General features: G+C 44.2%; 12 protein-coding genes. 7 read left to right on the top strand and 5 right to left on the bottom strand.

Translation table 11 applies throughout. The annotated features are described in order from the left end of the window. Positions 1-134 precede the first annotated feature (134 nt). The gene (locus HP456_RS13580; RefSeq protein WP_172251959.1) at positions 135-587 is read right to left on the bottom strand and encodes a universal stress protein; all 453 of its coding nucleotides are present in this window, start codon (positions 585-587) and stop codon (positions 135-137) included. A 105-nt stretch (positions 588-692) separates the two neighbouring features. Between HP456_RS13580 and HP456_RS13575 the strand changes: the two genes are divergently transcribed. Beyond that, positions 693-848, top strand: coding sequence for a hypothetical protein (locus tag HP456_RS13575; RefSeq protein ID WP_172251957.1), 156 nt, complete (start codon positions 693-695; stop codon positions 846-848). Between the two features lie 48 nt (positions 849-896). On the opposite strand, the gene HP456_RS13570 is transcribed toward HP456_RS13575, so the two are convergent. Beyond that, on the bottom strand, positions 897-2,237 hold the full coding sequence (locus HP456_RS13570) for a purine-cytosine permease family protein (protein ID WP_172251955.1): 1,341 nt from the start codon (positions 2,235-2,237) through the stop codon (positions 897-899). A gap of 239 nt (positions 2,238-2,476) precedes the next feature. Between HP456_RS13570 and ald the strand changes: the two genes are divergently transcribed. From ald to HP456_RS13550, 4 genes are all read left to right on the top strand, one after another. After that, complete coding sequence (gene ald, locus HP456_RS13565; protein ID WP_172251953.1) at positions 2,477-3,595, top strand: alanine dehydrogenase; 1,119 nt, start codon at positions 2,477-2,479, stop codon at positions 3,593-3,595. A gap of 418 nt (positions 3,596-4,013) precedes the next feature. Then, on the top strand, positions 4,014-4,694 hold the full coding sequence (locus HP456_RS13560) for a metal-dependent hydrolase (RefSeq protein ID WP_172251951.1): 681 nt from the start codon (positions 4,014-4,016) through the stop codon (positions 4,692-4,694). A 123-nt stretch (positions 4,695-4,817) separates the two neighbouring features. Continuing rightward, a complete protein-coding gene (locus HP456_RS13555) occupies positions 4,818-5,063 on the top strand; it encodes a hypothetical protein (protein WP_172251949.1) in 246 nt (81 codons plus the stop codon). A gap of 285 nt (positions 5,064-5,348) precedes the next feature. Next, positions 5,349-6,665 (top strand): CBS domain-containing protein, encoded by a 1,317-nt coding sequence (locus HP456_RS13550; protein WP_172251947.1) that lies wholly within the window; start codon positions 5,349-5,351, stop codon positions 6,663-6,665. A gap of 46 nt (positions 6,666-6,711) precedes the next feature. On the opposite strand, the gene HP456_RS13545 is transcribed toward HP456_RS13550, so the two are convergent. Further along, on the bottom strand, positions 6,712-7,017 hold the full coding sequence (locus tag HP456_RS13545; protein ID WP_172251939.1) for a YtpI family protein: 306 nt from the start codon (positions 7,015-7,017) through the stop codon (positions 6,712-6,714). A gap of 93 nt (positions 7,018-7,110) precedes the next feature. On the opposite strand from HP456_RS13545, the gene HP456_RS13540 reads away from it, so the two are divergent. Continuing rightward, complete coding sequence (locus tag HP456_RS13540) at positions 7,111-8,049, top strand: DHH family phosphoesterase (RefSeq protein WP_172251937.1); 939 nt, start codon at positions 7,111-7,113, stop codon at positions 8,047-8,049. A 42-nt stretch (positions 8,050-8,091) separates the two neighbouring features. On the opposite strand, the gene ytrI is transcribed toward HP456_RS13540, so the two are convergent. Both ytrI and ytrH read right to left on the bottom strand, forming a co-directional pair. After that, positions 8,092-8,622, bottom strand: coding sequence for a sporulation membrane protein YtrI (ytrI, locus tag HP456_RS13535; RefSeq protein ID WP_246289041.1), 531 nt, complete (start codon positions 8,620-8,622; stop codon positions 8,092-8,094). After that, entirely contained in the window at positions 8,592-8,927 is a 336-nt protein-coding gene (gene ytrH, locus HP456_RS13530) for a sporulation membrane protein YtrH (RefSeq protein ID WP_172251935.1), read from the bottom strand. Before ytrH ends, ytrI begins: the two co-directional genes overlap by 31 nt. 149 nt (positions 8,928-9,076) lie before the next feature. On the opposite strand from ytrH, the gene dnaE reads away from it, so the two are divergent. Beyond that, positions 9,077-11,757, top strand: a 2,681-nt coding sequence (gene dnaE / locus HP456_RS13525) for a DNA polymerase III subunit alpha (protein WP_172251933.1), incomplete at its 3' end; no start/stop codon positions are given.

Raw genomic sequence — 11,757 nt, 5'->3', positions numbered from 1 at the left:
CGAATTGGAAGCATCCTATCCATGAAATAAAGCAAGACAGTAAGCTCGATTTCAGAGCTTACTGTGAGTTTACTGGTATTTATGCTGCAATGTTATTCCATATCTGTCTTGATAAATAATGTCCCATTACAAATTTACTCTTCCGTTTCCTCTGTCCGTACCACTAGCACATCACAATGTGCAGCGCGTGTGATATGTTCCGATACACTTCCAATCAGAAAACGTTCAACGGCATTCAAGCCGGTTGCGCCGCAGATGATCAGGTCTGCACCAATATTCTTATTCGCTTCTCTGGGGATGATCACTTTGGGAGAGCCATATTCCACATATGTTTGTACTTTGGTTACCCCCGCTTTGGCTGCTATTGCTTTGTACTCCTGGAGAAGTTCTTCCGCATAGCGGATCGCTCTTTCTCCAACAGTCCTGTCATATGATTCAATGGCGGCAAAAGAACGGGTATCAATGACATGAATCAGTGAAAGTGTTGCATCATTACGTTTTGCGATGGCGATCGCTTTTTTGAATGCCCATTCAGCTTCTCTGGATCCATCGACGGCTACCAATATGTTCTGATATTTTAAACTCATTGGTTATCCCCTCCTTACATCCATCATACTACATTTTTCCACTTATAGCTTATGTCAAAACATCGAATAATAAAATTGAATGATTAGTGAATAGGGGGATTTAAAATGATGAAAAAGGATCCGAAAGAGCAGTTCCAATATGATGAGCAAGGCAGTGAACAAGTGAGTCAGCAAATTATGAATTCCTACACAAGCGGTGTCATTGATACTGAGAATGGACACTACAACACTTATGAAGATCACGGTGAAAACCAACAGTAATCGCTTGAAAAAAGGCTGATCCAATTCTATAAGAGGATCAGCCTTTTCCTATCCAAGCTTGTTTTCAAGGGGAGTTGATTGTTGTCCTGGATGCAGGCGTCGTTTCGTTATCACGTATACTGCTGAAGTCAAAATGAAGGATGAAAATCCCGGAGAGAAGTCATCGGGAATTAACATATAAGCAATCATTCCGACAGGCAGCACCCATATAGCTTCTTTATTATAGGATGCAGTCCCATTCAAAAGTTTGTGCAAAGAATTTTCGGTCAGTCTGCCTTTTTTAACGAACAGATAATCGGCTGTCACAATCGCTGAAATCGGTATGATCAGAATGCCCAGGAATGAAATATAGCCCTCTGCATTAAGTACAAGTGAAGGGATACAGCTTAATAAGATGCCAGATGCCCCAAAGACAGCCGCGCTTTGAACCCGGGTCATCCGGGGTAAAGCATTCAGCAGGCTGTATCCCCCTGTATACGCATTACTAAGGTTAATCGATATCATGGACACCATCGCGCATGCTGAGATGATGAGTAAAAGAATAAGCGAAGAGGTAAGTTCACTTGCCATTACAAATGGATTCAGGTTACCAAATAAGCTTGCACTCAGTCCTCCTAATAAAGCGGTCATCATGAATCCGGCGACATTTCCACCGTAAAGCCCCCAAAAACCGTGGGCTCCGCTTTTGCTATAACGCGTGATATCGGAAGATGCGCTGACACCCGAGACGTATTGGACGAAAATAAGACTTGAATAAAAAAAGAAATCAGCTGCACCAGCATCCTTTTCACCATCGATCAGAGTGAAAACATTCTGGGCGGGCATATTAGTCACAAATAAATAAAGAATGGTAAATTGTCCCGCGACAAGAACCGGAATGAAGTACTTGGCCGCTTTCTTGACTGCATGAAATCCCACTAAAGCGAGCAAAGTCATAATAATCGCAAGACCAGCTGCGAGCGGGACAAACGGGAGGGTCACGCCTGTCAGTTTTTTCACCATCGACAAAAGGACGTATGTCCCGCCGATCGTTTGGACACTGAACCAGTAAAGAGACGTCAGTGACCGGACGGGAGAGGCGATATGCATGGACAGCTTCGTGCCGAGCAGGGTACGTTGAACATATTGTGCCGGCAGTCCGTACCTGGAACCCGGCAGTGACAGGAAAGATACATACAGAAAAGCCGCCATTGCCCCTAAAACTGTACATGTGAATGCCGCTGCAAATGAAAGTCCGCCCTCGAGCACCGCCAAAGCGGGTATCAGGAAATTGCCGGCATTGACCGAAAAGGCGAGTTGAATGATGAAATATTCTTTCCAGGATGTTGTCTTTTGGTCCGGGGAGACCTGCTCGAGACCAAGCCGTTCGATCATTGGTTGTTTATCCATGATAGTCTCCTTTTGTACGTTGATTTTCCGTTCTTTCAATTTTAAAGAATTTTTGCAAAAAAGCGAAGAAATAAACATTAATAATTTTACATGAAAAGAGAGAAATTTACTCGTATATTTGTTAAAATGTAAGTGCTTACAGAGAAGCGAAATTCTCTTAGCTATAAAATAGAAATAGTGTTATATTTATGAAGTGATGCTCAGCATGAGCAATAGTGGAATTTAGGAGGTAGGCATAAATGCGTATTGGTGTGCCAATGGAAATTAAAAACAATGAAAACCGTGTAGCGATGACTCCTGCAGGTGTTGTGAATCTCGTTCAATTCGGACATGAGGTTTACATTGAGGCTGGAGCAGGATTGGGTTCAGGTTTCACAGATGAAGATTATACTGCTGCAGGTGGACATATCGTAGGATCTGCATCAGAAGCATGGTCTATGGATATGGTCATGAAGGTAAAGGAACCTCTGCCCAGCGAATATACTTATTTCCGCGACGGTCTGATTTTATTTACATACTTACATCTTGCACCTGAGCCAGAACTTACTAAGGCTCTTATCGACAATAAAGTTGTAGCGATTGCTTACGAAACAGTTGAAGTGAATCGTGCGCTTCCACTGCTGACTCCTATGAGTGAAGTAGCAGGGCGCATGGCGACTCAAATCGGTGCTCAATTCCTCGAAAAGATCCATGGAGGAAAAGGAGTTCTTCTATCAGGAGTTCCTGGGGTGCGCCGCAGTAAAGTGACAATCATCGGAGGCGGGGTTGCTGGAACGAATGCTGCAAAAATGGCTGTTGGTTTAGGGGCTAACGTCACAATCCTTGATTTAAACCCTGACCGATTACGTCAGCTTGATGATATCTTTGGAAGTGATGTCACTACAATGATGTCAAATCCGCTTAATATTGAACAAGCTGTAAAAGAAGCAGATTTGGTTATCGGAGCAGTTCTTATTCCTGGAGCTAAAGCACCTAAGCTTGTAACAGAAGAAATGATCAAATCGATGACTCATGGATCGGTTGTAGTGGATATTGCGATTGACCAGGGCGGTATCTTTGAAACGACGGACCGCATCACGACCCATGATGATCCCACATATGAAAAGCATGGTGTCGTGCATTATGCCGTTGCCAATATGCCTGGTGCCGTTCCGCGCACATCCACGATTGCATTGACGAATGTAACCGTGCCTTATGCAATCCAGATTGCTACCAAAGGCTACAAGAAAGCATGCCTGGATAACGAAGCACTTCTAAAAGGAATCAATACCCTGAACGGATACGTAACATATCAAGCTGTTGCTGAAGCACACGGACTTGATTACTCAGATACAAGAACACAACTGGAACAACTTTAATACACCTAAGCCGGCCGCAGACAAAACTCTCTGGGCCGGCTTTTGTTTTTTCACTGTCAATCAACAGCTAGAACGTACCAAAAATTATATGTTTTTAGAAATACTCATTTAATTTATACTGTTTTTTCTGGATGGATAAACTTAATGATGGGCTGTTTGCTTTTAATACTACTTTAAAAGCCTAGAGTGGATTGGAGCGGAAGGCACTTGACTCCGACGGGAAATAGAGGAAAAGTCGAGACCCCACAGGCACGCCGAGGAGGCTCGACTTCCTCCCCGCGGAAAGCAAGTGCCTGCAGCGGAAAGGAACGGTCTAGGTTATTCAAACAACAATTCATTTAGTAGTTCAACTTTTAAAAACAGAAAAATAGGGTATATCAAACTATATACAATAATAGATCATGCAGGAGGAGATACAATGAAGATTTCATATCATGGACACTCGGTAGTTAAAATTGAAACGGATGGGAAAACAATATTAATCGACCCCTTCATTACAGGAAACGAACTGACAGACCTTAAGGTTGAGGAAGAAAAGCCGGACGTGATCATCCTGACACACGGTCATAATGATCACGTGGGGGATACGGTGGAACTGGCCAAGAAGAATGATTCACTTGTGATCGCTAATCATGAACTGGCGACATATCTCAGCTGGAAACTTGTCAAAACACATCCCATGCATATAGGCGGAGCGTACGAATTTGATTTCGGAAAAGTAAAGTTGACACAGGCATTTCACGGATCAGGACTCATGACGGATGGAAATGAAATCATCTATATGGGTATGCCTGCAGGACTGCTGTTGTTCATCGAAGGGAAAACGATTTACCATGCAGGGGATACAGGATTATTTTCGGATATGAAGCTGATTGGTGAACGTCATCCGATAGACCTCGCATTCCTGCCGATCGGTGATAACTTCACGATGGGACCGGAAGATGCGGCAGAAGCAGCCCGATTCCTGAAACCGAAGAAAGTCGTTCCGATTCACTACAATACATTCCCGCCGATCAAGCAGGATCCGCATAAATTTGTCGACATGCTGGACGTCTGTCCCGGACAGGTCATGTCAGCGGGCGAATCAATCGAATACTAAACGCGGGGAGAGTGACGCACAGAAGTGGTTGAGACCATGCGTCACTCTCTTTTTTCAGTTTTTACACAATATCTTGTCCTTATCGGCATATATATGAAACAAGTTTATGAGAGGAGGAATCATATGAAAAAACAACGCTATATCCTTTGTCTGTTAATAACGGGTGTTTTACTATACTATGCAGCTCCCCGATTATCAATCGAAGCCGGGGGGCTGGAAGGAATATTCGCGATCAGCTGGATCGTCCTGGCAACATTTGTGATCGCAGGCAACCTCGCTGCACTTCTTTTCAGCCCTTTAAATGCCTCTAAAAGGAGCAGGGAAAAGGTTGCGGTACCGAGGAAAAAAAGAATTCGTTCGGTTGGATGACGGGCAAGCTGGCGAAGAATCTTTTCATTTTTTCTGGTTCAGCTGTTGATTGGGGCGGAAGACGAAGACTTCTGAGGGAGAAGCGAGGCAGGCGGGGCCCCGCAGGAGCTATAGCGGCGAGGCTCACCGCCCGCCCGCGGAAAGCGACGTCTTCCACGGAAATCAACAGAGGCATTTAGGGGAAAAAAGTGAACAGTCGTCAATCCCCGGATAAAATTGAAACCCCAAGCTTTTCACATTATAATGAAACTATTAAGCAGGACGCATACAAGAAGGGTGAAAAGCTTGGCAACCAAACATGAACAAATTTTAGAATACATAGATTCCCTCCCTGTCGGAGAAAAAATATCCGTCCGCCAAATCGCAAAAGCATTGAGTGTTAGTGAAGGAACAGCTTATCGGGCGATTAAAGATGCGGAAATAAAAGGCTATGTCAGTACCATCGAACGTGTCGGAACGATCCGGATCGAACAGAAGAAAAAAGAAAATATAGAAAAGCTGACATATGCCGAAGTGGTAAACATCATTGATGGACAAGTTCTCGGAGGCAGAACGGGTCTCCACAAGATGCTAAATAAATTTGTCATCGGGGCAATGAAACTCGAGGCGATGATGCGTTATACCGAAGCAGGCAACCTCCTGATTGTCGGAAATCGAACCAAAGCACATGAGCATGCGTTGAGAGCTGGAGCGGCTGTACTGATCACTGGTGGATTCGACGCAGACGATCACGTGAAAAAGCTTGCAGATGAACTTGAACTGCCTATCATCTCCACATCATACGATACCTTTACAGTAGCGGCGATGATCAACCGGGCGATTTATGATCAGCTCATCAAAAAAGAAATCGTCCTGGTCGAAGATATTTTGACGAAAGTGGACAATACCGCTTATTTATTTGTAAACGATACGCTTGAAGATTGGTATGAAAAAAATCAATATACCTTCCATAGCCGGTTTCCGGTTGTCGACCTGAATCTGAAAGTACATGGAATGGTGACCTCCAAAGATGTAATGGGTCAGGAAAAGTATATCGGAATCGATAAAATCATGACCAAACATCCGATCACGGTCAGTGCGAAGACAAGTGTTGCCTCAGCTGCTCATATGATGATTTGGGAAGGGATCGAAGTTCTGCCGGTAGTGAATGAACAGAACAAGCTTAAGGGGATCATTTCCAGACAGGATGTCCTGAAGGCTCTGCAAATGATTCAAAGACAGCCGCAGGTTGGAGAAACGATCGATGACTTAATCAGCAACGGGGTTGAAGCAGGCGAGAAAAAAGGAGACAAGGAAATCTATCATTTCGCGGTAACCCCTCAAATGACCACCGGTCTCGGCACGATGTCCTACGGGGTCTTCACCACTCTGATGACCGAAGCAGCCAACCGGGTATTGAAGCCATATAAAAAAGGTGACCTGGTTGTCGAGAACATGACCATTTACTTCATCAAGCCGGTTCAGATGGAAAGCATGCTTGAAATTCACCCGAAGGTCCTTGATGTCGGAAGAAAGTTCGGTAAGGTGGATGTCGAAGTATACAGTGAAGGGGTTCTTGTCGGGAAATCGCTTATGATCTGTCAATTGATCGACAGGCATTAGGCTATAAAAAAAGACTGAGATGAACATCCCAGTCTTCCAGGCAACCTTAATTGCCGTTCAATTCTTTTACTTCCCGTTCCGCATAAGGAAGTACATGCTTGTATAGCTTGTAGCCCGCCCAGCAGCTTCCCAAACCGATCAATATGAACAGGGCACCAACGATATACGTAACGGTACCAGGGAACAAGACGAGCTGATTGACGCCGAATAAAGCAACGAACAAGCCTAGAGCCATACTTGCCTTGGCAGACAGCCATTTCTTCTCCATAGGCCGGTTGCTTCTGACTTGTTTGACTTTATAGAAAATGTAGAAGGTAAAAGCTAGTGTAATAAAAAACGCGAGAAAATACATAATCATTGTCCTCCAGTGCTGGCTTTCTCGCTACTATTTTACAGGTAAGAGAACAGATTGCCAAATGAAAATTTCGTGAAGAAGGAGATACTTATGAAAGAGCAGATACTGGAATTAATCAAACAATACGACACCATCATCATCCACAGGCACGTCCGTCCCGATCCCGATGCATACGGTTCACAGGGAGGACTTGCCGAAATGTTGAAAGCTTCTTTTCCGGATAAAAACGTTTATGCTGTAGGTCTTGAGGAAGAAACTCTTCACTATCTTAACCGCCTGGATTCCATCGAAGATGAAGTTTTTGGTGGAGCGCTGATCATCGTCTGTGATACAGCCAACGAAGAACGCATCTGCGACAGACGCTACAAACTGGGGGATAAGCTGGTCAAAATAGACCATCATCCAAATGAAGATGCCTATGGTGACCATTTATGGATCGATACGACAGCCAGTTCCGTCAGTGAGATGATCTATGAATTCTATCAATTCGGAAAGGACAAAGGATTGGTACTTCCCGATCGTGCTGCCCGCCTCCTGTTTGCAGGCATCGTCGGTGACACGGGAAGATTCCTCTATCCGAGCACTACGCAGAAAACATTTGATATCGCTGGAGAATTGATCCGCTTGGAATTTGATAGAAATGACCTTTTCAATAAGATGTATGAGGTAGATCCTTCCGTGCTGAAGCTTCACGGTTACGTTCTTCAAAACTTTGTCATGGATGAGGATGGATGCGGGCAGATGATCATGTCCAGGGAGATCCTCGAACAGCATGGGGTGATCCCTTCGGAGGCATCACTGCTGGTGAGTACATTAGGAAACGTTAAAGGCATCAAGGCATGGGTATTCTTTATAGAAGAAGACGATCAGATTCGCGTACGCCTTCGTTCGAAAGGACCTGTCATCAATACGATAGCCAAAAAATACAACGGCGGCGGCCATCCGCTGGCGGCAGGGGCTTCGATTTATTCCTGGGAAGAGAAAGAGGAAGTGCTGCGGGACCTGCGTCAGGTTTGCAGGGAGTACTAAGTTAATCATTGAAAGCTCCCATTTTTTTGTGGGAGCTTTTCTTTAGTCTTCATACTCAAGTTCCAATGTGATTTGCGTGGTGGTCCAGAAATACATCTCCCGCACTTTAAACGTGAAGTTTTTCTCATTCAATTTCACGGTTTTATTTTCGATGATTTTCTTGATGAGATCCCGATTTCCATAGACGGATTCCAGGTCTTTATTGAGCAGGCTTCTCAGATCCTCGCTTAGCCTGTCCTCGGTTTCGTGAATGCTCAGCAGTTCAACCTTTGTTTTTGTAGGGTTCGATATTTTTATCTTTACTTCCTGTATGGTCAGCTGGTCTTCATTTTTTTCATTGAGCTGTTTGTACTCCTCCTGCAAGTAGGTGAGGGTGTTTTTATATTTACTGATTTCATTTTTCTGTTCTTCAATCAGCTTGGTTTGATTCTCGTGCATCACTCCGAACATGTAAATAAAGATCATCCAGCTGATGATGCCGCCTACGACCATTCCCGAAAAGAAACGCTGCCAGGAAGGAAGCCGGTAAAAAGGAGGGATTCTCATGATGGAAAGTGCTCCTGGGTAAGCCATGATATGATCATCGCTCCTGTATTTGCCCCGCCTAATGCAGAAAGTATCAAAAGAAACTGTTTGAATAACTCTTTTGTCTCGCCATTGAGGAATCCTTTTTCAAAGCTGTATACTGTATCAAATGTTCCCCCTATGGCCGCGATGATAGCCCAGATGCGGAGAAAATCAGATAATCGTCTCATTTCGATAAATAACGGTTGTCCCATCGCGAAGGAAGCGAATCCGCCCAATAATGATCCCCCCAGTAAAACACCCAGTGCGATAAAGAAACTTTTAATCAATTCAGGAAAAAAGGCTTCCGCCATTTCATCATCTCCATCTCAAGTCTGTCCATTTCTTCACTTACGATAACTATATGGGTTTCGATGACGGGATATGAGGGAGAACATATTTTCTTTTTTTAGTTTTCTTACCTATAATGAAAGTATATTTAAACTTAAAGGGTGTGCATAATATGTCGTTTGTTCATTTACAAGTAGCAAGCGCTTATAGTTTACTTTCCAGCACAATCTCCATAAATGGACTTGTACATAAAGCGAAAGAGTTAGGTTATAAAGCCTTGGCGTTGACGGATAGAAATATGATGTATGCTGCCATTCCTTTTTATAAGGCGTGTATGAAGGAGGGCATCAAGCCGATCATTGGTTTGACGGCTGATGTCGCGGTCAATGATGAACGTTCCTTCCCTTTGGTTCTTTTATGCAGGAATAATAGGGGATATCAGAATCTATTGAAGATATCGAGCGCGATCGGAGCCAAATCCTCGAACGGGATTCCCCTCAAATGGCTTAATTCCTACAGTGAGGGCTTGATTGCCATCACTCCTGGCCCCCGGGGAGAGATTGAAACCCATCTATTAAATAACGAAGTAGATAAGGCGAAGGAAGCCATCCATACGTATCAACATATGTTTGGACTGGATTCATTTTACATAAGTCTGCAAAAACACGGTTTGAAAGCAGAAGAATCATTCATTCCCCTTCTTAAAAAAACTGCCGGGGAAACTTCTGTGAAAATGGTCGCGGCAAATAATGTTCAGTATTTGGACCAGGAAGATCATTTTGCACATGAATGCATGAATGCGATCAGGGATGGAGTCAAACTTTCAGAAGATGACCGGGTCGTACTGGAGACGCAAGAGTACTATTTCAAGTCGAAAGAGCAAATGGTCGAGCTTTTTCCGGAAGAGGTGGAAGAGCTTCAAAATACTTTGAAGATTGCGGACGAATGTACCGTGCGGCTCCCATTTCATCAACAGCTTCTTCCGAAATATCCTCTGCCCGAAGGAGTAAGCGCTCAGCACGAATTGACACATTTATGTGAAAAAGGGTTAAGTGAAAAGCTTGAAGCAGTTACCCCTGAGTATCTCGAACGTCTGGATTATGAACTCGAAGTCATCGGGAGGATGGGGTTCAGTGATTACTTCCTCATCGTCTGGGACTTTATGAAGTTTGCAAGGGAAAGAGATATCCTGACGGGGCCGGGAAGGGGTTCTGCAGCCGGGTCACTCGTTTCCTATGCCCTCAGTATCACCGATGTAGATCCGATCAAGCATCAATTATTGTTTGAGCGTTTCCTCAATCCGGAAAGGGTTTCAATGCCGGATATTGATATCGACTTTCCGGATCACCGCAGGGATGAAGTGATTGAGTATGTGGAAGGGAAATATGGATCTCTCCATGTTGCTCAAATCATCACATTCGGTACGTTTGCGGCCAAGGCCGCACTGAGAGATACGGGAAGGGTCTTCGGCTTGAATATGAAAGAGCAGGAGCAGCTATCGAAGCTGGTGCCGAATCAACTGGGCATTACATTGAAAGAAGCTTTCAACAAATCAAAAGGATTGCGAGAGTTCATAGAGAATAATGAATTATATAGAAGGCTATTCGATACAGCACTAAAGCTGGAAGGACTTCCGCGGCATACTTCGACCCATGCTGCCGGTGTTGTGATCAGCGGGGACCCCTTAGTGCAGTGGATCCCGATACAGGGAAGTGCTTCCGGAATCCACCTTACCCAATATTCGATGGATATCCTCGAAGAAATAGGATTGTTAAAGATGGACTTTCTCGGCCTGAGAAACTTAAGTATTTTAGAGAGAATCGTAACGAACATCAGGAGAGGAAGAAATAAACGATTTTCCCTCAAAAGCATACCGCAAAATGACCGAAAGACCTTCGAGCTGCTGAGCAGCGGCCAGACCAATGGCATTTTTCAGCTGGAATCAGAGGGGATGCGCAATGTCTTGACGAGACTGAGGCCTTCTGCTTTTGAAGATATCGTAGCTGTCAATGCCCTCTACAGACCTGGACCTATGGAAAACATCCCAGCCTATATCAATAGGAAGCATGGGATGGAAAGCGTAGAGTATCCCCATCCTGAATTGAGGCCGATCCTGGAAATGACATACGGAGTCATTGTCTATCAGGAGCAGATCATGCAAATCGCTTCAAGAATGGCAGGGTTCTCCCTTGGCGAAGCCGATTTGTTAAGGAGAGCAGTTTCGAAAAAGAAAAAAGATGTGCTCGATCAAGAGAGGGAGCATTTTGTAAAAGGGTCGATTCAAAAAGGCTATACTACAGAAGTGGCGAATGGCATCTATGATCTGATCGTCCGGTTTGCGGATTATGGTTTCAACAGGTCCCATGCGGTAGCATACAGTATGATTGCTTATCAGCTGGCCTACTTAAAGGCCAATTATCCGGCATACTTCTTATCTGCGCTTCTCACATCGGTAGTTGGAAATGAAACAAAAATCTCTCAGTATATCCGGGAAGCGAAGCAATATGATATTCAGATTCTGCCCCCTTCAGTCAATAGCAGTCAATTTGTTTTTTCAGTAGAAGGGAAGGATAAGATCCGCTACAGCTTAGGTGCAATCAAAGGAATCGGGGCACAGGCCCTAAAAGAAATCATCACTGTAAGAAATGACAAGCCTTTTGATGATTTGTTTGATTTCTGTATGCGGGTTTCATCGAAAATCATTAACCGAAAGATTTTAGAGAATCTGGTTTTGGCAGGTGCCTTTGATGAATTCAATATCGATCGTGCGACTCTGCTCTCAAGTCTGGATGTTGCACTTCAGCACGCAGAGCTCGTCAATCCAGAAGATGATCACGATTTGTTTGGTGAAGA

It is taken from the genome of Bacillus haikouensis, assembly GCF_013179555.1.
GTDB classification, from domain to species: Bacteria; Bacillota; Bacilli; order Bacillales; family Bacillaceae_B; genus Rossellomorea; species Rossellomorea haikouensis_A.
Note: the sequence above shows the minus strand (reverse complement) of the source record. Positions and strands in the feature narration are given on the sequence as shown.

Bases quoted from the DNA above. Each gene is read 5' to 3' on its own strand.
- HP456_RS13580 (WP_172251959.1), bottom strand. From the start codon at position 587: ATGAGTTTAAAATATCAGAACATATTGGTAGCCGTCGATGGATCCAGA.
- HP456_RS13575 (WP_172251957.1), top strand. From the start codon at position 693: ATGATGAAAAAGGATCCGAAAGAGCAGTTCCAATATGATGAGCAAGGC.
- HP456_RS13570 (WP_172251955.1), bottom strand. From the start codon at position 2,237: ATGGATAAACAACCAATGATCGAACGGCTTGGTCTCGAGCAGGTCTCC.
- ald (WP_172251953.1), top strand. From the start codon at position 2,477: ATGCGTATTGGTGTGCCAATGGAAATTAAAAACAATGAAAACCGTGTA.
- HP456_RS13560 (WP_172251951.1), top strand. From the start codon at position 4,014: ATGAAGATTTCATATCATGGACACTCGGTAGTTAAAATTGAAACGGAT.
- HP456_RS13555 (WP_172251949.1), top strand. From the start codon at position 4,818: ATGAAAAAACAACGCTATATCCTTTGTCTGTTAATAACGGGTGTTTTA.
- HP456_RS13545 (WP_172251939.1), bottom strand. From the start codon at position 7,017: ATGTATTTTCTCGCGTTTTTTATTACACTAGCTTTTACCTTCTACATT.
- HP456_RS13540 (WP_172251937.1), top strand. From the start codon at position 7,111: ATGAAAGAGCAGATACTGGAATTAATCAAACAATACGACACCATCATC.
- ytrI (WP_246289041.1), bottom strand. From the start codon at position 8,622: ATGGCTTACCCAGGAGCACTTTCCATCATGAGAATCCCTCCTTTTTAC.
- ytrH (WP_172251935.1), bottom strand. From the start codon at position 8,927: ATGGCGGAAGCCTTTTTTCCTGAATTGATTAAAAGTTTCTTTATCGCA.